At 62.9% G+C, this 20,983-nt stretch carries 17 protein-coding genes and 1 riboswitch; of the genes, 11 read left to right on the plus strand and 6 right to left on the minus strand.

What is annotated here, in order from left to right:
* Positions 1-6 precede the first annotated feature (6 nt).
* The 3 genes from EHW12_RS02805 to EHW12_RS02815 form a co-directional block, all read right to left on the minus strand.
* Positions 7-3,900, minus strand: coding sequence for a Pls/PosA family non-ribosomal peptide synthetase (locus tag EHW12_RS02805; protein WP_047269705.1), 3,894 nt, complete (start codon positions 3,898-3,900; stop codon positions 7-9).
* Between the two features lie 122 nt (positions 3,901-4,022).
* The gene (locus tag EHW12_RS02810; RefSeq protein ID WP_007727149.1) at positions 4,023-5,876 is read right to left on the minus strand and encodes a BCCT family transporter; all 1,854 of its coding nucleotides are present in this window, start codon (positions 5,874-5,876) and stop codon (positions 4,023-4,025) included.
* Positions 5,877-6,301: 425 nt separating this feature from the next.
* The gene (locus EHW12_RS02815; RefSeq protein ID WP_054828023.1) at positions 6,302-6,709 is read right to left on the minus strand and encodes a hypothetical protein; all 408 of its coding nucleotides are present in this window, start codon (positions 6,707-6,709) and stop codon (positions 6,302-6,304) included.
* 39 nt (positions 6,710-6,748) lie between these two features.
* Here EHW12_RS02815 and EHW12_RS02820 point away from each other — a divergent pair, with 39 nt between their 5' ends.
* The gene (locus tag EHW12_RS02820; protein ID WP_054828022.1) at positions 6,749-7,075 is read left to right on the plus strand and encodes a hypothetical protein; all 327 of its coding nucleotides are present in this window, start codon (positions 6,749-6,751) and stop codon (positions 7,073-7,075) included.
* On the opposite strand, the gene EHW12_RS34515 is transcribed toward EHW12_RS02820, so the two are convergent.
* Positions 7,063-7,203, minus strand: a complete 141-nt coding sequence (locus tag EHW12_RS34515; protein WP_003941170.1) for a hypothetical protein — start codon at positions 7,201-7,203, stop codon at positions 7,063-7,065. The genes EHW12_RS02820 and EHW12_RS34515 overlap by 13 nt on opposite strands.
* A 244-nt stretch (positions 7,204-7,447) precedes the next feature.
* Here EHW12_RS34515 and EHW12_RS02825 point away from each other — a divergent pair, with 244 nt between their 5' ends.
* The 8 genes from EHW12_RS02825 to EHW12_RS02860 all read left to right on the plus strand — a co-directional run bounded on the left by EHW12_RS02825 (position 7,448) and on the right by EHW12_RS02860 (position 17,391).
* Positions 7,448-8,179, plus strand: coding sequence for an SDR family oxidoreductase (locus EHW12_RS02825; protein WP_125050253.1), 732 nt, complete (start codon positions 7,448-7,450; stop codon positions 8,177-8,179).
* A gap of 151 nt (positions 8,180-8,330) precedes the next feature.
* Positions 8,331-9,698 (plus strand): cytosine permease, encoded by a 1,368-nt coding sequence (locus EHW12_RS02830; protein WP_125050254.1) that lies wholly within the window; start codon positions 8,331-8,333, stop codon positions 9,696-9,698.
* A 30-nt stretch (positions 9,699-9,728) separates the two neighbouring features.
* Positions 9,729-11,309 carry a hydantoinase/oxoprolinase family protein gene (locus EHW12_RS02835; protein WP_125050255.1) on the plus strand — a complete coding sequence of 527 codons (1,581 nt, stop codon included), beginning with the start codon at positions 9,729-9,731 and terminating at the stop codon, positions 11,307-11,309.
* The gene (locus EHW12_RS02840) at positions 11,306-12,415 is read left to right on the plus strand and encodes a DUF917 domain-containing protein (protein WP_125050256.1); all 1,110 of its coding nucleotides are present in this window, start codon (positions 11,306-11,308) and stop codon (positions 12,413-12,415) included. Before EHW12_RS02835 ends, EHW12_RS02840 begins: the two co-directional genes overlap by 4 nt.
* Before the next feature lie 6 nt (positions 12,416-12,421).
* Positions 12,422-13,480 (plus strand): DUF917 domain-containing protein, encoded by a 1,059-nt coding sequence (locus EHW12_RS02845; protein WP_058039286.1) that lies wholly within the window; start codon positions 12,422-12,424, stop codon positions 13,478-13,480.
* A complete protein-coding gene (locus EHW12_RS02850) occupies positions 13,477-15,012 on the plus strand; it encodes a helix-turn-helix domain-containing protein (RefSeq protein WP_047269699.1) in 1,536 nt (511 codons plus the stop codon). Before EHW12_RS02845 ends, EHW12_RS02850 begins: the two co-directional genes overlap by 4 nt.
* Positions 15,013-15,072: 60 nt before the next feature.
* Positions 15,073-15,187: riboswitch (SAM riboswitch) on the plus strand.
* Between the two features lie 53 nt (positions 15,188-15,240).
* Entirely contained in the window at positions 15,241-16,566 is a 1,326-nt protein-coding gene (locus EHW12_RS02855) for an aminotransferase class V-fold PLP-dependent enzyme (protein ID WP_054831718.1), read from the plus strand.
* A gap of 210 nt (positions 16,567-16,776) precedes the next feature.
* Positions 16,777-17,391, plus strand: a complete 615-nt coding sequence (locus EHW12_RS02860; protein WP_050655923.1) for a hypothetical protein — start codon at positions 16,777-16,779, stop codon at positions 17,389-17,391.
* On the opposite strand, the gene EHW12_RS02865 is transcribed toward EHW12_RS02860, so the two are convergent.
* Positions 17,370-18,248 (minus strand): PaaX family transcriptional regulator C-terminal domain-containing protein, encoded by an 879-nt coding sequence (locus EHW12_RS02865; protein ID WP_206434809.1) that lies wholly within the window; start codon positions 18,246-18,248, stop codon positions 17,370-17,372. The two genes, EHW12_RS02860 and EHW12_RS02865, sit on opposite strands and share 22 nt — an antisense overlap.
* Positions 18,249-18,391: 143 nt before the next feature.
* On the opposite strand from EHW12_RS02865, the gene EHW12_RS02870 reads away from it, so the two are divergent.
* Positions 18,392-19,390 carry an alpha/beta hydrolase gene (locus EHW12_RS02870; protein ID WP_206434848.1) on the plus strand — a complete coding sequence of 333 codons (999 nt, stop codon included), beginning with the start codon at positions 18,392-18,394 and terminating at the stop codon, positions 19,388-19,390.
* Positions 19,383-20,594 carry a saccharopine dehydrogenase NADP-binding domain-containing protein gene (locus EHW12_RS02875; protein WP_099697782.1) on the plus strand — a complete coding sequence of 404 codons (1,212 nt, stop codon included), beginning with the start codon at positions 19,383-19,385 and terminating at the stop codon, positions 20,592-20,594. The genes EHW12_RS02870 and EHW12_RS02875 overlap by 8 nt, the downstream gene beginning before the upstream one ends.
* Here EHW12_RS02875 and EHW12_RS02880 read toward each other — a convergent pair whose 3' ends face one another.
* The gene (locus tag EHW12_RS02880; protein ID WP_039972777.1) at positions 20,595-20,939 is read right to left on the minus strand and encodes a hypothetical protein; all 345 of its coding nucleotides are present in this window, start codon (positions 20,937-20,939) and stop codon (positions 20,595-20,597) included.
* Positions 20,940-20,983 lie beyond the last annotated feature (44 nt).

Genomic DNA, 20,983 nt, shown 5'->3' on the forward strand with positions numbered 1-20,983 from the left:
TCGGCTTCACGACGCCACCCACGGTGCAATCGGGTTGCCCTGCCAGCGGGTGGAGGGCGGAACGGTGTCACCTCGCATCACCAGAGATGCAGGCCCTACCGTCGCTCCCGCGCCGATGCCGGCTGCGGGTAGCGCGACACAGTGCGGTCCCAGCGTTGCTCCTGCTCCCAAAGTGACGGTGTCCATGGACATGATCCGATCATGGAAGAGATGAGTTTGCACGACGCACCCCCGTTCCACTGTCGCTCCGTCGCCCAAAGTCACAAGATCTGCCTCGGGTAGCCAGTACGACTCACACCAAACGCCCTTACCGATCTTGGCCCCGAGTCCACGCAAGAAGATGTTCAGTACGGCCGTACCAGTCGCCGCGCGAGCGAACCACGGCGCCGCGACGGTCTCGACGAAGGCGTCGGCTACCTCGTTTCGCCAGACGAACGAACTCCACAGCGGATGCTCGACCTTGGCGATGCGTCCGACGACGATCCACTTGGCGGCGATGGTGATCGCGCCCGCCACTGCTCCGGCGACGAGCAGAATTACGCCGCTCAGCAGAGCCGCGAACCAGAATCCGACTGCGCCGACCAGTGCTTCGAGTGCAAACAGAACACCGAGACCAATGCCGAACGTGACCATGACGGGGATCAGTCGGCAGGTTTCGACCACTCCGCGGGCGATCTTGAGGCGCATGGGCGGATTGAACGTGCGGGCGGCGTCGGTGTCTCCGGCAGCCCTTCTCAGACGTACCGGTGGACTACCCAGCCACGATGATCCGGACTTGGCCTTGGACGGGGTAGCCGACAGAACCGCCACCAGACCGTTCTTGGGGACGCGTCGACCGGGGGCGGTCATACCGGAGTTGCCGAGGAACGCGCGCTTGCCGATCTTCGCCTGTTCGATGTGCATCCAGCCGCCGCCGAGGCCGTAGCTCGCAACCATGGTGTCGTCAGCGAGGAATGCGCCGTCGGCGACCGTCGTGAACTTGGGAAGGAGGAGCACGGTGGAGGCTTCGACGTTCTTGCCGATCTTGGCGCCGAGAAGGCGGAGCCATCCCGGTGTCAGCAGGCTCGCGTAGAGCGGGAAGAGGAAGGTTCTGGCCGAGTCGAGCAGGCGTTCGGTCGCCCACACCTGCCAGCCGATGCGGCTGCGGACAGGGTGGTAACCGGGGGTCAGCCCGATCGAGAGAAGACGAACGGCCACAAGGGTGACGACTGCGAAGACGAGCAAACTCAGGATGGTCGCGACGGGAAGCATGATCAGCGATTGGAGCACTGCACTCGCGAGCGTGTCGGTGTCGCGAATCCACCAACCGATCAATGCGATCCCGGCCATCAGCGCGAAGATCGGCATACCGGCCAGGAAGACCGAGGTGACGCCGTATACCGGCACCCAGCCGGGTGCGCGCTTCGGATGTTCGGCCGGCCAAGGATGATTCGCTTTCCCGACCTTGGTGGCGGGGGAGCCGGCCCACTGCTGGTTTGCCTTCACTCGGCCGAACACCGCAGATCCGGGTTCGACGACGGCGTCGCGACCGATACGCGCGCCGGGCAGAAGCGTCGAGCGTGAACCGACGGAGGCGCCGTCGCCGATCTTGATCTCGCCGATGTGAATGACGTCGCCGTCGATCCAGTGGCCGGAGAGGTCGACTTCGGGTTCGACGGAGCAGCCGTCACCGAGTTCGAGCATGCCGGTGATGGGAGGAAGTGTGTGGAGATCGACGCCGCTGCCGATGTCGGCGCCGAGGGCGCGGGCGTAGTAGAGCATCCACGGTGCGCCCGAAAGGTTTGCTGCGCCACTGGCTTCGGTGAGTCGGAGCGCTATCCACAGACGCAGGTGTTCACTACCACCTCGCGGGTACGTTCCTGGCTCCAACTTGCGTAGGAGCAGGCGCGCCCCGACGACGGCGATGGTCATACGGCCGATCGGCGTGATGAACACGATGAACGCCAACAGGATCCACCACCACGAGACCGTGGGCGCCCAGCTGACGTCGACGAACCAGCCGAGGACGTTGTTCGCGATCGCCAGCCACGTCACCCACTGCAGTCCGGTGAGCGTCGTGAGCGGAACGGTGACGGCGATCTGCGCGAGCTGAGTCTTCAAGGGTGTCGGAGCGACGATGCGCGGCTCCACAGTTTCGGTGGGTGCCAATTCGTCGAGATATTCGGCGAGCGATCCCAACCGTGGGTGGTCGTAGAGCTGTGCGACGGTCACTTCGGGGAACCGCTCGCGCAGGGCGGTTACCAGCTGAGCCGCAGAGAGGGATCCGCCGCCCACTTCGAAGAAGTCGTCGTCGAGTCCGGTGATCTGCGCGCCCAGGATCGATCCCCACAGGCCGGCAACCCAGGCAGCGGTGCCGTCGAGGCCCAACGCGGCCCCCGCATCTTCACCGGCGCCGGGCAAGGGCCACGGCAGCGCATTGCGGTCGACCTTGCCTGACGTACGCGTCGGAAGTTCGTCCATCAACGCCAGACGCGGCACGAGGGCTGCTGGTAGCTGCTCGCTGAGCAGTGCATGAGCGGCCTTGAGATCGAAGTCGGGATCCGTGCTGGCGATGTATCCGACGAGGAGCTGGTTGCCGGCTGCCGTCTTCTTCACGGCTGCGGCAGCGCCGCTCACACCCGGCAGGTTCTGCAAGGCGTTGTCGACCTCACCGAGTTCGATGCGCCTGCCGCCGAGCTTGACCTGATCGTCTGCGCGGCCCTGGAACATCAGGCCGGTGGTTTCGAGCCGGACCAGGTCGCCGCTTCGGTAGGCGCGTTCCCACCCGAGAGAGGGCATCGACGCGTACTTCTCGGCGTCCTTCGCGGGGTCGAGGTAACGGGCGAGGCCGACGCCGCCGATCACCAGCTCGCCCACCTCACCGACCGCGACGGGATTGCTCTGGGCGTCGACGACGGCAAGGTCCCAGCCGTCGAGGGGGAGGCCGATGCTGACGGGACTCTTGCCGTCCATCAGTGCGCCGCAGGCGACGACGGTTGCCTCGGTGGGGCCGTAAGTGTTCCAGACCTCGCGGCCCTCGACGGCCAGGCGCTCTGCCAGTTCGGGTGGGCAGGCTTCGCCGCCGAAGATCAGGAGTCGAACGGCTTCGAGGGCCTCGGCCGGCCACAGAGACGCAAGCGTCGGCACAGTGGAGACGATGCTGACGTCACGCGAGACCAGCCACGGGCCGAGGTCCATGCCGCTGCGAACCAGCGAACGAGGAGCCGGGACGAGGCAGGCGCCGTGGCGCCACGCGAGCCACATCTCCTCGCAGGACGCGTCGAATGCCACGGAGAGTCCCGCGAGGACGCGGTCACCAGGCCCGATGGGCTCGTCCTGGAGGAACATGCGCGCCTCGGCGTCGACGAAGGCAGCGGCATTGAGGTGAGTGACCGCGACGCCCTTGGGGGTGCCCGTGGATCCTGAGGTGAAGATGATCCAGGCGTCGTCCTCGGGTTCGGGTTCGCGAACCGGTGGATGTTCGAGCCGCTTCGGCGCCGTCCCCGGCTGGATTCCGTCGCCGGTGATGATCGCCGCTACCTGCGCCTCGCCGAACACCAACTCGGCGCGCTCTTCCGGATCGTCGGCGTCGACGGGAACGTAGGCGGCGCCCGCCGCGAGGATCGACAGGATCGCGACGTACAGCGAACGCGAACCTGACGGCATCCTGATTCCGACGCGGTCACCTGCGCCGACGCCGGCATCACCGAGCCAGCGCGCACCGAGCTCGATCTCGTCGAGCAACTCCGAGTACGACAGTGTGGTGTCGCCGTCGTCGATGGCGGGTGCTTCCGGGTTGGCCTCGGCTGAGGCCCGCACGATGTCGATGAGCGTGCGCGGCGCAGGTGCATGCGCCGACCGTAGGAATACGGACGGAATCCCGAAAGATTGTTCCGTCTCCGACTGCGACTGGAGTGGCAAACCCGTTGGTCCTGTTCTACTCACGAAACTTAGAGTCCTGCGAACTGTCGAGTTGAAAGTCTCATGACAAGTTTGCGAGTTGGTGAACAGATATGCCTAATGCAACATGCCGAACGTGCCGGTCAGTCCGTACTGGCAGCTTGCGCGTGGCCTTCTGCCGAGTCGGCGAACTCGGGTGTGTCGAACACCTCTCCGCCCAGCGGATCGACGACCTTCGATTCCTCGGAGAAGTCGACGGCGCCGGTATCCGGGTCGATGTTGACCGCATGGGCGGGAACTTCGTGGACCGCGACGAGCATGTGGGCGTCGGAGGGATCCGTCATGATTCCGCTTTGTGACGGGGTCAGCCCGGCGAAGGTCGACGAGATCTTCAGATCGCGGAGCCGCTTTTCGGTGGGTTGCGGAACGTCGGTCGATGCCGAGGCATTTGTAGAAACCCGCAGGTAGCGTGGTGCTGAAGCGACCTCGTATCGGAACGCCTTCAGCATCGACAGACATGCCAGCACCATGATGACCGAGAACGGTACCGCCGTGGCGATGGCAACGGTTTGCAGCGCCGTGAGCGATCCACTGCCACCCACGATGAGGAGAACTGCGGCCGCGGCACCGGAGAGGAACGTCCAGTAGACACGCGTGATCTTGGAGGTCTCCAAGCTGCCACCGGTCGCGAGGATGTCGATGACGATCGAGCCGGAGTCCGCGGACGTGACGAAGAAGAACACGATCACGACGATCGCGAGAACACTCGAAATCGTTCCGAGCGGAAGTCCGTCGAGAAGCGTGAACAATGACGTGTTGGTGTCCACTGCGCCGGATGCGTCGAGCATCGTGCCCTCGTTGCGCTGACGCAGAATGCCGGAGTTACCGAAGATCGTGAACCACAACGAACCGACCAGCGTCGGGGCCAGCAGCACACCGAAGACGAATTCGCGGATGGTGCGGCCGCGTGAGATGCGCGCGATGAACATGCCGACGAACGGTGCCCAACTCATCCACCAACCCCAGTAGAAGATGGTCCATGCACCCTGCCAGCCGTCTTCGGCGAACGGGGACGTACGCAGCATCAGTTCGGGCAAGGCCTGGACGTATCCGCCGAGGTTCTGCACCCACGACTGCATGAGGAACAGCGTCGGTCCCAGAATCAGGACGAACAGTGCCAGCGCGGCAGCGAGCATCATGTTGATGTTGGAGAGCCACTTGAGGCCCTTCGTGACACCGGAGACGACCGAGAAGGTCGCCATGCCCGTCACGATGACGATGATGGTGATGACCAACCAGTTGTCGGTCTCCACCCAGCCGAGGTAGTCGAGGCCGGCCGAGATCTGCTGGACACCGAAGCCCAGCGACGTCGCGACACCGAACAGCGTGCCGACGATGGCGACGACGTCGATGGCGTGGCCGATCTTTCCTTCGATGCGAGCCCGTCCGAGGAGCGGCTCGAGCAACCAACGGATCGAGAGCGGACGACCCTTGCGGTAGGTCATGTACGCCAGACCGAGGCCGACGACGACGTAGATCGCCCATGCATGAAGGCCCCAGTGGAACAGCGTCAGTTCCATTGCTTGATTGGCTGCGGCGTCCGTGGATCCGGCGATCTGCCCGGCGACGGGTGGGGTCACGTAGTGCGAAAGTGGTTCGGCTACTCCGTAGAACACGAGCCCGATGCCCATGCCGGCGCTGAAGAGCATCGCGAACCACGAGAGCATCCCGAACTCGGGCTGCTCGTCGTCACGTCCCAATCGGATGTTGCCGATGCGGCTGATTCCACAGTACAGCGCAAAGATCACGAAACCGGTGGCCGAGAGGATGTACCACCAGCCGACGCCGTCGCTGATCACGTTGTTGAGTGTTTCGAAAGCGTCCGCGGCTGTTCCCGCGTAGATCACGGCAAAGGCGATCAGGGCAAAGATCACTATCGACGCGGGGATGAACACGGGTTTCCGTAGTTCACGCCACGCAGTTTTGACCGCAGTCATTCCACTCCTCGAACGTTCAGGCATTCACAGCGCCCATCAGTGCGGCCACGTGTCACGCGTAGGTGGGCGTTTCGCTCACACCATCGCAGGTCAAGACCGGGCTATTGTTTTGAAATTCAACGTAACGTCAAGTTTCGGTCAACTCAACTGGACGAAAGATGCTGCACTGTCGCGAAAGTTCTCACTGGATGCCGTAGTTCCGGTTGTAAATCGTTGGGTAATAGTGGCATTGGGTCATGAGTGGAATGCTGAACGGCGAATTCGATTGGTACGGTGAGTTGAATCGGTCGAGTCGACGCTCACCGATTGACCACATTTGTCAAACTAGGCGAAACAGCCTGTCTGTCAGGTGGTTAACTCCTGGCGTGCTTGCCCGATCGTGGCGGTCAGGTGTCGATACCTAACTGTGATTGTGATGGTCGCAACTATCGGTGTTGCGGGCCCTGTTCGCCCCGCTGGGCGTCGATCAGATCCATCGCATCCTTCAGGCCCAAGCCCGGATGTAGTTCGCGTAGTGCCTTGATTGCGGGAATGCGGTCGTCTGTCGACGCGAGTGCGCTACGGACGTCGTCGGCAGGGATTTCGGTGGGGGCAGTTGTCCCTTCCCACCACACCGACTGAGGTTTGTTCCTGCTTCGCCAGGCTTGGACTGCGTAGTAAGCAGACCCGACCGTCGCGAAAAGCCAGATTGCGAGGAATGTCCAATTCCAAGCTGTGGGTTCTGTGATGACCTTGTCGATGGTGCTTGGGCCGAAGAAAACGAGTAGCCAAACCAGCACGATCGTCTGCCACCATCGCTCGACGCGCCTGCTCGGATTCCACCACTCTGCCATCGACCGATACTCGCACAGGGCTGCTGTTTCGGTGCGACGATGGAGATCATGGAGATTCGTGATGCGGTGGAGCGACTTCGGGCGGATTCCGGGACCTCGATGATCTTCGGAGAACCGCACCAGACCAGCGACGGATCGACGATCATCACGGTTTCGCGTCTACACCGGCGGTGGCGCCGCGACCCGATACCGGTGCCAGTGGGAGTGTTCTCGATCCACGAGGGTGAGCCGTCGTGGTCACCGGCCGTCGATCACACCAGGGCGGCTTTGATGGGGGAGTTCATCGGGTTGGCGGCCGCAGTGATCGCAACTCTGGCCGTTCTACGTCGTCCGCCCTGGCCTGATGTGACGATTCAGAAGGGGTGACCCAGAATTACGCCGATTAGTTGGAACGGCATCGCGAGGAACATCGATCCGACGTAGAGCGGATAGCGAATCGGATCGCCGGCGAGGTAACCCTCGGCGAGCCAGGCCATGACGTCTGCTGATCCCATAGTCGTTACTTCCCTTCGCTGTTGTGGTTCACCGACATTTTCGGTCGTGGGAGTTGTTTTGTTACAAGCGAACTCGAAGGAGGAGTACATGTGAAGGCAGTTTCGACGCAGCAAACGTCGTCAAGCGAGATCCCCGGGGGCGGTGTCCTCTACCAGCTAAGTCTCGATACTTAGCACTGTTCCGTAGTGAAATCTGTGCGTTCTGCACATGTCGGGACAATTCGGTGAGCCCTACAGTCGCTGCATGACAACGACACCTTCTCCTCTCTCAGGCAAGACCGTCGTACTGATCGGCGGCGGAACAGGCATCGGGCTGCGAGTGGCGCAGCTTGCCGTCGACGCCGGCGCGCAGGTAGTTCTCGGTGGCCGAACCGCATCCAAGCTCGAAGCAGCGGCCGCGCAGCTGGGTGAGGCTGCGCACTGGTTCACCGTCGACACCTCCGACGACGACTCGGTGAAAGCGTTCTTCACCAACATCCCCAGCGTCGACGCTCTCTTCACGACGGCTGCCGATTACCGGGTCGGCTCGTTCCGTGAACAGAGCGTCGAGGAAGCGGCGTCGCCGTTCACCTCCAAGTTCTGGGGGCAGTACCGCGTCGTGCACGCTGCGCTCGACAAGCTGGCACCCACCGCATCGGTGGTCCTCATGTCCGGCGCTGCCAGTGTGCGGCCACCCGCAGCTGCCGCGGCATACGTTGCAGCCAACGCGGCAATCGAGGGGCTCGGGCGGGGGCTGGCGGTCGAACTGTCGCCGATCCGCGTCAACACTGTCGCTCCCGGAACCATCGACGGGCATCTGTGGGCTCAGCGCCCGGCGGAGGTTCGGGAGGCCGCGTTCACCTGGAGTGCCGAGAACAACGTGCTCGGCCGCGTCGGGAACGAAGACGAGATTGCACAAGCGGTGTTCTATCTCTTCACCAACACGTACACAACGGGTTCCACGCTGTACCCCGACGGCGGGTACGCGTTGCGTTAGACCCGTGCCATTTGGCGACTGTGTGAAATGACGACTGTGCGAAATGCATTGTCGTAACACGAAGAAACGCCAATTCGCCCATAGGCGTGACCCTGGCCACATTCGTACCGTCTTCTCCGAGAACACTTCCCAACTATTCGAGGAGTCCGTCATGAAAAACACGTCAGCGACCGCCGCCGGCGGTGAAGTGTCCGACGGTGACGACTACGCGCTCACCCGCGTTCCCGACGAAGCACGATATTCGTGGTTCTCGGTGGCAGTACAGCGATTCGGTCAGGTATCGGCACTCGCACAGTTCTTGCTCGGTGCGACGCTCGGCTACGGTATGACGTTCTGGAATGCCTTCTGGGCATTGACAGTCGGGGCGGTGATTCTCGAGGTCGTCTGTATTTTCATCGGCATCATCGGGGTTCGTGAAGGGCTCAACACATCGGTGGTCGCACGCTGGTGTGGATTCGGGCACGCAGGTTCCGCGGTGATCGGTTTGGTGATCGGGGTCAGCCTGATCGGTTGGTTCGGCATTCAATCTGCTGTCTCTGCATCAGGTTTGCACGGAGTCATGCCGTTTCTGCCGCAGTGGGCGTGGGCTTTGGCCTTCGGTCTCCTGATTACCGCGATAGTCCTTCGCGGGTTCGGATCCATGCAACTGATCGCCAACATCACCGTTCCGCTGTTCCTGATCCTGGTCGGTTGGGCCGTCGTCGCCGAACTGCGTAATCACTCGCTGTCAGATCTGATGGCATCTGCTCCAGCCGGGCCGGAGCTCAGCTTCCTCGCCGGAACTACCATCGTCGCAGGCGGTTTCATTGCCGGAGCAGTGATCACACCTGACATGACGCGCTTCAACCGCACGGCAGGCGATGTCGTGAAGCAGACGCTCGTCGGAATAACGTTGGGCGAATACGTGATCGGGCTGACCGGTGTTCTTCTTGCCCATGCCGTTCGCAGTTCCGACATCGCCACGATCATTCTCTCGTCGGTCGGTTGGGTCGGCGTTCTGATCATCGTTCTCGGCACCTTCAAGATCAACGACTGGAACCTGTACAGCTCGGGGCTCGGCGTCGTGAACTTCATCGACGTCGTGTTCGGTCGACGGATCAATCGCGCCGTTGTCACAGCAGTTGTCGGCATCACCGGTTCGGTCCTCGCGGCTGCCGGAATCCTCAACTCGTTCACCGACTTCCTGATCCTGTTGGGCGTCGGATTCCCGCCGATCGCCGGGATCATGGTGGCGGAATACTTCATCGTCAAGACATGGCGCAAGGATCTGGAGGAGAGTCGAGCTGCGGGTACCCTCCCGAACTCGGCACCCACTTGGGTACCGGCCACGCTGGTGATCTGGATCGTCTCGGCGCTGATCGGTCATTACAGCACCTTCGGCCTGCCGTCGATCAACGCGGTGGCCTCGGCCTTCGTTCTCTACGTCGTCGCGGGTCGACTCGGCCTGATTCGCGGAGTCGGACGCACCGCCACCGAAGCGCCGCAAGAGACTTCGGGGAAATCTGCGCTCACGCACTAGCACGGCACACACTGTAGAAGGGAGTTCGCGATGCGAATCGGAATCGACGTCGGTGGTACGAACACCGATGCGGTCCTGATGGACGGGACCACCGTCATCGGGCATGTCAAACACTCGACCAGCAAGGACATCACCGGCGGAATCGGCGGAGCTCTGACGGCGCTGCAGCAGCAGTACTCGTTCTCTCCCAGCGCTGTTCAAGCAGTGATGATCGGCACGACGCACTTTCTCAACGCTCTCATCGAGCAACGCGGACTTGCACCGACAGCGGCTCTGCGATTGGGGCTTCCGGCGACCGCGGCGCTTCCGCCGATGGTGGGGTGGCCGCGAGACCTGGTCTCCGCTGTGCAAGGAAGGCGCTACCTCGCTCACGGTGGGCACGAGTTCGACGGTCGTCGTATTTCGTCGCTGGACCCCAACGAGATTCGCCGCCATGCCGCCGATATGGCTCGCAGCGGTACTCGTTCGGTCGCAATATCTTCGGTGTTCTCTCCGGTCAATCTCGAATGCGAAGCGGCCGCCGCGGAGATCGTGCGTGAGGAACTCGGCCCGGACGTCGCAATTTCGCTCTCGCACGAGATCGGTCGAGTGGGTCTACTTCAGCGGGAGAACGCGACCATCATCAATGCTGCGCTGCGCGAGCTCGCCGATCACATCGTCGACGGTCTTGCCCGATCTTTGGTCGAGCACGGCATTGTCGCGCCGCTGTACCTGAGCCAGAACGACGGAACCTTGATGGACATCGAGTACGCGAGGCGTTATCCGGTGGCGACTTTCGCTTCGGGGCCGACCAACTCCATGCGAGGCGCCGCTGTGCTGTCCGGTCTGGCCAGCTGTGCGGTGATCGACATCGGAGGTACCACTACCGACGTGGGCGTATTGACCAACGGTTTCCCGCGAGAAGCCACCACGGAGGTGACGGTCGCCGGGGTACGGACCAATTTCCGTATGCCGGACGTCTTCTCGATCGGTATCGGTGGTGGTTCGCTGGTGGATGCAGACGGACTCACAGTCGGACCCGAATCTGTGGGATACGAATTGGGTTCACGGGCACTCGTATTCGGCGGTGACACGTTGACGGCCACCGACATAGCCGTCGCGGCAGGCTTGGCCGACGTCGGAGATCGCAGTGCGGTGGCGCACCTCGACCGCGGCCTGGTGTCGACGGCACTCGACCGGATCTCGCGCCGAGTCGCCGACGCCGTGGAACAGATGCGGACCACGTCGGATCCACTTCCCGTTGTGGCGGTTGGCGGGGGATCGGTACTGCTGGAGCGTGAACTCCCGGGCCTGGGAACGGTGATTCGTCCTGAGCGCTTCGATGTTGCCAATGCGATCGGCGCTGCGATCGCGCAGGTCAGTGGTGAGGTAGATCGAGTCGAAGCGGTGCGGGACGGGCACCGGCAGGTTTTTGCCGACGATGCTCGCCAGGAGGCGATCGATCGGGCAGTCGCCGCAGGCGCACGGCCCGAGTCGGTGCAGATCGTGGAGTTCGACGAGGTCCCGATTCCGTATCTGCCGGGCAACGCAACACGTATTCGAGTGAAGGCAGTCGGTGACTTGGCACTGCACAGTGGTTTGGTCTCCACCGGTCAGGAGGGCTCACGATGAGTTGGACACTACGAACGGCGGATCTCGACGACCTCGCCAGGGGCGCAGCCTTGTTGGGCACCGGCGGCGGGGGAGATCCGTTCGTCGGCAAGATGTTGGTCACGCAGGCGCTCGGTGAGGCCGGTGAAATCACAATTCTCGATCCGGAGGAGCTTGACGACGACGCGTGGGTGATTCCCGTCGCGCAGATGGGTGCCCCGACCGTCGTGGTCGAAAAGATGCCGCGCGGAACCGAACCCGAGCTGGCGCTGATCACGTTGGAGAAGCACACGGGTCGAACTGCAGATGCCACGATGCCGATGGAGTGCGGCGGAATCAATTCGATGATTCCGTTGCTGGTGGCCGCACGGCGCGGCCTGCCGGTTGTCGACGCCGACGGGATGGGGCGAGCCTTTCCTCAGCTCGAGATGGAAACCTTCTCGGTGTACGGGATTTCGGCGAGTCCGCTCGCCATGGCGAACGAGCACGACGAGGTGGCGATCTTCGACACCGGAAGTGACAACAGCAGATTGGAGGGCCTCGCCCGCGGGGTGACGTCGAGGTTCGGTGGGATGGCGCACATCGCGCAGTACTCGATGACGGGTGCAGATGTGAAGCGGACGGCGATCCCACGGACTCTGTCGTTGGCCATGACCATCGGCCGGTCCATCAGACTTTCACGTGAGCAGCGGGTGGACCCGGTGCAGGCGCTTGTCGACAGTCTCGCCGACACGCTCTACGGATACGGGCGAGTTCTCTTTGACGGCAAGGTGATCGATGTCGACCGGCGAACCGATGAGGGGTTCGCTCGGGGTTCGGTGCGGATCGCCGGCGTCGGAGACGAAGAGCTGGAAGTTCAGTTCCAGAACGAAAATCTGATCGCCGTCCAATCCGGAGTGATGGTGGCGATCGTGCCAGACCTGATCTGCATCGTCGAGGCCGATACCGCCGAACCCGTCACCACCGAGGGCTTGCGGTACGGGCAGCGCGTTGCGGTCATCGGGATCGCGACCCCACCCATCATGAGAACCCCGGAGGCACTGGCGGTCTTCGGCCCGGCTAGCTTCGGGCTCGATCGCCCGTTCCTGCCGGTGGAGACACTCGAGCAACCTGTACTGGCAGAATAGCGAGCCGTGAGCAGGCTGCACGCGGTCCGGGAGGCCGACCTCGACGCGATCGCAGCGGGGGCGGTGGTCCTGGGCTGCGGCGGGGGCGGCGATCCACGCTTGTTCGTGGAATTGCTGCGTCCACTGATGACGTCTACTTCGGTGGAGGTCATCGCGCCGGACCAGTTGCCGGAGGAGGCATTGGTGATGCCGGTGGGAATCGTCGGATCGGCCCTGGCCTTGGAGGAGCAATTGCCCTCCGGGCGTGAGTTTGCAGATACTGCAGCAGCTTTGACGCGCTGGACCGGGAAGCGTCCGACCGCGGTGATGACTTTCGAAGGCGGTGGACTCAACGCTCTCTCCGGCATTGCGGCGGCGTTGGCGTTGGGAATTCCCGTGGTCGACGCGGACCTGCTGGGTCGAGCGATGCCGCGGCTCGATCACTTCTCTCTCGCCGCAGCCGGGTTGGAATTGTGCCCGGTCACACTCGCCCAGCCCGGCGGCCTCATTACCGTCGTCGACGGAGTGGATGTGCTCGGCGCCGAGGTAGCAGTGCGGTCGTTGATCGGGAGAACCAGCGGTTGGGGTGCTCTGGCGATCGCGTCGATCGATGCGCGGACGGTGCAGGAGGCGTGCATTCCGGGAACTCTGTCTCGGGCGCACGAACTGGGTCAGCACATCGGGGCACTGGGCAGTTGGCGGCAGATCGCGGAAAGCTCCGGGGCTCGAGTACTGGGGGCAGGCCGGGTGCGTGCGGTGCGTCGTAGTCGTCCGGACACCGGAGATCGTCGGGGCAGCGTGATTCTCGAGCACGGTTCTGCGGTGATACGAGTCGAATTCGAGAGTGAGTTCCTGACCGTCGCGTTGGACGGCGAGATGATTGCAACGTGCCCGGACATCGTGACGTTGCTCGACGTGCGGACCGGCGCCTTCGTCTCGTGTGAATCCGTGCACCAGGGGCACGATGTGGCCGTGTTGGTTCTTCCCGGTCCACAGTGGTGGGCGGAAGAAGTGGGCAGATTGAAAGTTGTCGGCCCGCGGGCATTCGGGATCGACCACGACGCAGTGCTGATGGAGGCGCGATGAGCGCGAGTGTTTCGGCGTTGCTGAACAACCCGGCCTTTGTCGGGCTGTATCGACTGGCCGGGGAGGGTGATCCCGTCGTGACGACAGTGGGAGCACTCACCGGGGAATCGGCACAGTCGGCCGAGGCCGTGTCGGGTGCGGCGAGTTCAGGATCAGTTCTGGTGATTCTCGATCGAATCGACATCGGGGAGTGGAGATTCGACGCTCTCCTTCGGCGCACAGCGGCGACCGGCTGCCAGGTGGTCGCTGTGCACAGCGCTGCGGCGGAGGATGCGAATCTCTCGTTGCTTGCCGATCGGCTCGGACTGGTGGTGCTCGGAGTATCCGACCCGTGGCAGTTCAGCGTGGATCTTCGTGATCTTCTCTCGAATTCGCGGGCGGTGATGGCCGACGCAGTACTGCGGGCGACACACGCGGGCCAACGAGCCGGAGGAAGCGTCGAGAATCTTCTGTCGGTGCTACTGAACACCTTTCAGCGTTCATTCTTTCTCCTGGACACGTCCGGACGTCCGATGACCGGCGCCGACCTGTTGTCGGACGCTGATCGAGCAGCTGCCGGTATGTTGTCGGGTCGCGGGGCGCCCACCACGGTCGAATTGGACTCCGGCGGGGTCCTGATTGCGTGCCCGGTGATGTCCGGCGCAGCCCGAGAGCCCTGGCTGGCGGTGTTGCTCCCGGTGCGTCAAAGCGTCGAAGAGGCTTCTCTCTCAGTGGTTCTCGACGTGGCCTCGTTGGCTGCCGGGCACCGACTGGCCGTTGCGCGCATGGTCGACGAGCGTGAAGCGCGCCGGCGTAGCGCGTTGCTCGGTGAACTGATCGACACGTCAGCAGACGCCACACCCGGACTGCTCCGGCGCGCACTCGACGCGGGTTGGATGCTGGACGGATGGCACATCGGCATCAAAGTCCTGGCGGTCGGTGAGGTCGACCTGGTGGCAAGACGCAGCGAGGTTGCAGATGCTCTCGCCGCCGAGGGAATCGACGCCAATGTCGTGGAACAGGCTGACGGCTGGGCGGCGTGGACGACTCTGCCAGGCGAGCCGCGACCGGAGGCGATCACCAGGATCGCCGAGTGCATCCGTGCAGCTCAGGCCAGGTTGGAACCCACGATGGAGACCTGGGTAGGTGTGGGACGCGCACACGACGGTCCGGCTGGAATCGGTTCGTCCCTGTCGGAGGCCGGGGATGCCGCTCGGCTCGCCGGTTCCCGATCTCAAACAGGTCGATTCCTGCACGTGGACCGCCTCGGGCTGGCGCAGTTGCTGCTGGCGTGGACGCGAACCGACACCTTCCAGCCTGCGGCCGCAGCATTGCTCGCACCGCTACGCGATTCCAATGGAGAGTTGCTCGAGACTCTGTCGACGTACCTCGACGAAGAATCGTCTCTGGCTCACACCGCAACCCGAATGGGGTTGCACCGCAACACCGTATCGAGTCGGATCGATAGAATTCAGCGCCTTCTCTCGGTGGATCTCGCAGATCCGGAAACGAGACTCGCGCTCCACCTTGCTTGCCGGACCATCGCGCCCTGACGGAGATCTTCGCGGCTTCGTCTTGACAAGCACGGGAGGTTCCTGCCATCCTCGTTGCCAGGTCACGAGTACCAGTGTTCAGCCCCGGCTTGCTGGTCGGCAACCCTCCTCCGCGGTGGGGTGCTCCGGGTGACGACCCGGCTGCGTTCGAAAACGAATGCGGCAAGCGCGGACTCTTCCGGGGCCATCTCCCGACGAACGAGTCCTTGAACGTGAGGATTGTCTTCGATGACTGCTGTATTGAGTGCCGACACCTGCTGCACCACCGCGATTGCCAAGGTTTCGGGTTCCGACCTGCAGGTTCCATTGGTTCAGGGTGGCGAATGCTCCTACGCCAACTTCGACTACGCCGCGAGTGCGCCGGCATTGGCCCAGGTCACCGACCGTATCGCCGAGTTGCTGCCGACATACGCCAGCGTCCACCGCGGTGCCGGCTACGCGTCCCGGATCTCCACGCTCACCTACGAGAACGCTCGTGAATCCGTTGCTCGTTTCGTGAACTGTGCCGACGATCAGGTTGTCGTCTTCACCCGGAACACCACCGATTCGCTGAACCTGCTTGCACAGTGCGTCCCTGGCAGCACCGTCGTCCTCGACGTCGAGCATCACGCAAACTTGTTGCCGTGGAACGACGCTCGTATCGTCACCGCCGCAGACACCATCGAAGAAACGATCGAGCGTCTGATCGGTGAACTGTGCACCAAGCCTGCCGCGCTGCTCGCAATCACCGGGGCCTCCAACGTGACCGGTGAGATCCTGCCGATTGCACGTTTGGCTGACATCGCTCACCGTTGCGGCGCACGTATCCTCGTCGACGCTGCTCAGTTGGCTCCCCACCGTCGCATCGACCTGCAGGAATGCGGCGTCGACTACGTAGCGTTCTCGGGCCACAAGCTGTACGCGCCCTTCGGCGCCGGCGTTCTCGTCGGCCGCCGTGACTGGCTCGACGAAGCTCAGCCGTACCTCGCCGGCGGCGGCGCCGTGCGTGAGGTGACCATCGAATCCACCGAGTGGGCTTGCGCGCCCGCACGCCACGAGGCGGGTTCCCCCAACGTGCTCGGTGCGGCAGCCATCGCGACCGCCTGCGAAACCCTGCACGCCCTGGACTTCGACGTGATCGCCGAGCATGAGAAGGCGCTCACCGCCCAGCTCACTGACGGCTTGTCCGCCATCGAGGGCGTCTCACTCGTGCGACTGTGGAACGACGCTCCCGACGCCGTCGGAATCGTCACCTTCACCGTCGACGGATTCGAAGCGGGCGAGATCGCCGCATTCCTCTCCGCCGAGCACGGCATCGGAGTTCGCGACGGTCGCTTCTGCGCACATCCGGTTCTCGCGCGCCTCGGCCTCTCCGGCGGTGCAGTTCGCGCCAGCCTCGGCCTCGGTAGCAGCTCGGACGACGTGACGCGGTTGGTCGACGCCGTGAACATCCTGGTTTCGAATCAGCGTGATTGGAAGTACGCGAAGACGGCAGGTGCGTGGAACCCTGTGCCCGAGACCCGCCCCTTCCTCGGAGCCGCAGACGACAATGCCGGCGCAGCCGAGTGCGTCTGAGCTGAGCTCGGTCCCCGAAAACTCGAACGGACAACTAGCATGGCAGCCATGGCACCAGCGGATTTTCCCGCCACCCCTTCGAGAGTGAGCATCACTCTCGGTCAGTGGTGCCGTCGCCATGTCGATCTGTGCCGCACCTCTTCAGGAATGTGTTCGAGCTGACGATTCGTCTCGCTCATCCCATACTTTTCTGATTTTCGGAGGTCTCACATGTCTTCACTCGCTTCGCATTCTCTGCACGTAGCGGTCGAGTTGACCGGATCCGGTCACCATCCGGCCGCTGAGGGCGCACCCGGCAACCTGCCCATCATCGGCGGCGACTACTGGGTGGACCTCACCGAGGGTGAAAAGGCTCTCGATTTGGCTTCATTCCCTACCAATGTGGTTCGGATTCGCGCTGCGGATCTGCGTGAGGCACAGCTCGAACGCGCACGGATACGCGCTGCCGTCGCTGAAGAAGGACGCGATCCCGACAGCGTCGCAGTGCTGGTCGATCTCGAGATTCTGATCGCGCCGGAGGCTCGCTCCGCTCGTAAGGAGCTTGCGCAGTTGGACAGCGCGTTGACCTCGCCGCGGGTTCCCGTTTCGCTTCATTACGTCGGAACGCCTTCCGGTCTCGGCAGTTTGATCGCCGATATCCGAGCTGCGGAGGTCGCCGACGGCGTTACGTTGCTGCCTCTCGCATTGCCTCGCACGCTCGAGCATCTGGTGGACAGCACCATTCCGTGGCTTCAGGATCGCGGACTTGTCACACCGTCCACCGCAGTCGACGAGGTTCTCGGGCGTTTCGGACTGCCGCCCCGTCATCGCACGCTTGCGTCCTGATCGTCACCGATTGCATCTGCGTACAGGTGGAACAGCGACGGCAATTCGTCGGCACCGTCCACCTGTGCCAGAAGCGTCCAGCACTGCGCAGTGATCGACCGAGCCCTCGTGCCGATCCAGTTGGTGGGCAGTAGTTCCGGCGGCAACAGCGGATCCGGTTCCATGGCTCGCGTGAATTCCGCCGCGAGTTCGATGGTCATCGTGACAGCATCGGTACCCGGACTGTTCTGCAGTTTGTGCAGGCGTGCGGTCGCTACGTCGAGTAGCCGTTCGTATCCGTCAGCGATCTGGTCCAGTGGCCACAACTGCGCGGCAATCTTCACGGGGTCTTCGAGAGTGCCCACTTTCAGATCTCGAGTGGTGAGAGAAGACAGGTGCTGTTCGACGTCGAGTTCGGCGGCCGCATCGCGAATATACGGTTCCCAGGCGTGCGGCGAGACGTACAGACCGCCCTGGACGAGCGCGCCGCCGAGGTAAACGACCCTGGTGCGCAGCGCATCTCGCCCTTTCCGTGACGACTCCGGAATTGCGAATCCGGCCAGGTGCCAGTACCCGTCCCACGGCGTCACAGTGTCGCGGTCTTGTCGATAGGCCAGCCGAACGAATTCGACGTCGGGTTCCATCTCGCGCAGGGCTTTCGGCGTTGCTCGTAGCGTGGCCTGTCGCCCGCGACCTTCCTGAGTGAACTTCCCCTCGGTGACCAACCGCTTGATGCACAGCCGAACCTGTTGATCAGTTTTGCCGAGGGCGTCGGCGGTGGCATAAAGGGTGCGTCCGTCGACAGTTCCGTCCGTGCGCAGTAGTCCCTCGATCAAGATCCTCGTGGGTACCTCGACGTCCCTGTCGGTCATCGCCATGTCCTTTCCTCGCTTCTCGACATCTTCGCCCACAACTGTACTATCGAATGTAATACGATCGTTTCAAATTCGTACGTTAGGGCGGGAAGATGGCAGCGGAATCGATGAGCGAGGGCAAGAGTAAGCCTCGTTTACGCAGGTGGATGGTTACTTCCCTGGCGGTGGTCGTTGTTCTGATCGCGACTCTGGTGGGCTGGACGCTGTACCAGAACACCTATGACATCCGAGAGGAAAAAGTGACGATCACCGGGGGATCGGTGCCGCTCCAGGGACTCCTTGCACTGCCCGAACACGGTGACGGTCCCTTCGGGCTCGTGGTTTTCGTCCACGGAGACGGCCCGGTCGATGCAACACATGAGACGTTCTATCGACCGGTGTGGGAGGCGTTCGCAAAGGCGGGGTACGCGTCACTCTCCTGGGACAAGCCGGGGGTGAATGGGGCACCGGGCAATTGGCTCGACCAGAGCATGGACGATCGCGCGGCAGAAACGGAAGCGGCAATCGAGTGGGCGCGGGGACGTTCGGATATCGATCCGTCTCGGATCGGTCTGTGGGGTGCAAGCCAGGCAGGGTGGGTGATGCCTAAGGTGGTGAACCTCGACCCGGACGTAGCGTTCGTCATTGCCGTGGGTCCCGCGATCAACTGGCTCCAACAAGGCGAATTCAATACCCTAGCCGAACTTTCCGAGAGAAATGCGTCGGCCGACGAGTTCGAGAAAGCGCGGGTCGATCGTGCGAAGAACTTGGATCAGTTGGCCCGTGATGCATCGTTCGACGATCTCGTGGCCTCCGGCGAGGCCGACGGTCTCACCGAAGACCGGTGGAACTTCATCCGAAAGAACTACCTCTCGGATGCGCGAGCCGATCTCGAAACCGTGAAGGTTCCGGTGCTCTTGATCATCGGCGGACAAGACGTCAACGTCGACGTGGCTGATACCGAAAGGGTGTACCGCGAATTACTCGACTCGCCAGGGCAACTGGTGGTCAAGAAGTACCCCGACGCCACTCACTCGATTGTGGAGAAGGACCTCGAAGACTCGGAATTGATGTCGGCTCTGGTGGCCGTTCTTGCTCCCCGTTCGATCTTCGCTCCCGGCTATCTAGCGGATCAGACTGCATTTTTGGAGGGAATTCATGGCTGACGGAATCACGGTTGTCGCACTGGGCGGTGCCGGCGCCATGGGCTCGGCAGCAGTTCGTCTGGCCGCAACATTGCCGGGAATCGGCAAGGTAGTAGTCGCGGATCGCGATATCGATGCTGCGAAGCGTCTTTCAGTTGAACTGGCGCAGGCGTCAGCGGAAGTCGAGGCGCGCAGCATCGACGTCACGGACGGTCGCACGCTACGTGAATTGCTTGACGGCGCAGACGTGGTCGTCAATACAGTCGGACCGTTCTTCCGTTTCGGCGTCGGCATTCTCCAGGCAGCGATCGAGACCGGGACTCACTATCTCGACATCTGCGACGACTGGGAGCCGGCCGTCGACATGCTGGAATTGGACTGTGCCGCGAGGGGAGCCGGAATCTGTGCGGTAGTCGGCATGGGCGCAAGTCCCGGGATGAGTAACCTCCTGGCCGCGATGGCAGTCTCGCGATTGGACGTGGTCGACGATCTGTATACAGCCTGGCCGGTTGATGTCGAGGGCGAGGACGAGTCGGTGGACACATTGAGTGCAGCCGCCGTTCACTGGATGCAACAGATCAGCGGCCAGGTTCCGGTGGTTCGTGCGGGGCGAATCGTCAACGAAGAACCGTTGCGTTCCATCGCACTCGAACTGCCCGGCGGACGTCGGGGGAACGCTTACGTGGTCGGGCATCCGGAGCCGGTGATGTTTCATCGGACCATCAATCCGGCGGGGCATTCGGCAAATCTGATGGTCATCACACCGGAAACCGTGGCGTTTCTCGACGTTCTCCGCGCCGACATCGACAAGGGGAGAATCGATCTCGACTCGGCCGCCGAAGAATTGGGCAAGCCTTCGCTCGGACGGATGATCCGCGCTGCGCCTCGAATGCTCACGCGCGCCGGCCACGGATCCCTGCCGTTGTTCTTCGCCTCGGCGACAGGGGCGCTCGAAGGTCGAGAGATGCGCGTCGTGGCCCGGATTGCAGACGATTCACCGGTGTCGGAGTTGCTGTCGGACATGGCCGGTGCAACCGGAATCCCCTTGGCGCTCGGCCTTGCTCAGGTGGTGTCCCGGCTCGCCGACGGAACGATTTCGGATCGGATCGGTGTGCACTCACCCGAGAGCGTCGTCGACCCGGAAGTTCTGTTCACTGCGCTGGCGCGGTTGTTCGATCGAACCGACTGGAGTGAGATCGTCACCGTCGAATCCGAGTTCCGCTAGTCAGTCCGCGGCGTGCGATCCGATGCGACTGCGGATTTCGGCGTCGACTCGGTCTGCGTCTTTGGGACTGAACGAGGGTGCTCCACGGCCGGTGAGGGTGAGTACCACCGCAGTCTCCTTCCACGGACGTGAAAGATCCAGGCTGTACCACGAGCTGAAATCTGTTGTTCCCCAAATTCGTAGGCGCCCGCTCAGCCACGACATGACTCCGAGGTCGACGGATTCGATCTGCGAGTACGGGACGAACTTGCTGACAAACGGGAAGTAGTAGTGGCGGATCGTGACGCCCTGATCGTCGATCCGGACGGTCCTGTCCTCGTAGATCGTTGATGTCCCTGTACTCACAGTGATAACCCGGTCCCTGCTGTTCGACGCTCTCGGCGGATGCC

The organism is Rhodococcus sp. NJ-530, from assembly GCF_003860625.1.
Classification (GTDB): Bacteria; Actinomycetota; Actinomycetes; order Mycobacteriales; family Mycobacteriaceae; genus Rhodococcus_F; species Rhodococcus_F qingshengii.

Coding starts and splice junctions, on each gene's coding strand:
- EHW12_RS02865 (WP_206434809.1), bottom strand. CDS start 18,248: ATGGCGATGACCGACAGGGACGTCGAGGTACCCACGAGGATCTTGATC.
- EHW12_RS34515 (WP_003941170.1), bottom strand. CDS start 7,203: ATGGGATCAGCAGACGTCATGGCCTGGCTCGCCGAGGGTTACCTCGCC.
- EHW12_RS02830 (WP_125050254.1), top strand. CDS start 8,331: ATGAAAAACACGTCAGCGACCGCCGCCGGCGGTGAAGTGTCCGACGGT.
- EHW12_RS02835 (WP_125050255.1), top strand. CDS start 9,729: ATGCGAATCGGAATCGACGTCGGTGGTACGAACACCGATGCGGTCCTG.
- EHW12_RS02855 (WP_054831718.1), top strand. CDS start 15,241: ATGACTGCTGTATTGAGTGCCGACACCTGCTGCACCACCGCGATTGCC.
- EHW12_RS02810 (WP_007727149.1), bottom strand. CDS start 5,876: ATGACTGCGGTCAAAACTGCGTGGCGTGAACTACGGAAACCCGTGTTC.
- EHW12_RS02815 (WP_054828023.1), bottom strand. CDS start 6,709: ATGGCAGAGTGGTGGAATCCGAGCAGGCGCGTCGAGCGATGGTGGCAG.
- EHW12_RS02840 (WP_125050256.1), top strand. CDS start 11,306: ATGAGTTGGACACTACGAACGGCGGATCTCGACGACCTCGCCAGGGGC.
- EHW12_RS02870 (WP_206434848.1), top strand. CDS start 18,392: ATGGTTACTTCCCTGGCGGTGGTCGTTGTTCTGATCGCGACTCTGGTG.
- EHW12_RS02850 (WP_047269699.1), top strand. CDS start 13,477: ATGAGCGCGAGTGTTTCGGCGTTGCTGAACAACCCGGCCTTTGTCGGG.
- EHW12_RS02860 (WP_050655923.1), top strand. CDS start 16,777: ATGTCTTCACTCGCTTCGCATTCTCTGCACGTAGCGGTCGAGTTGACC.
- EHW12_RS02875 (WP_099697782.1), top strand. CDS start 19,383: ATGGCTGACGGAATCACGGTTGTCGCACTGGGCGGTGCCGGCGCCATG.
- EHW12_RS02820 (WP_054828022.1), top strand. CDS start 6,749: ATGGAGATCATGGAGATTCGTGATGCGGTGGAGCGACTTCGGGCGGAT.
- EHW12_RS02825 (WP_125050253.1), top strand. CDS start 7,448: ATGACAACGACACCTTCTCCTCTCTCAGGCAAGACCGTCGTACTGATC.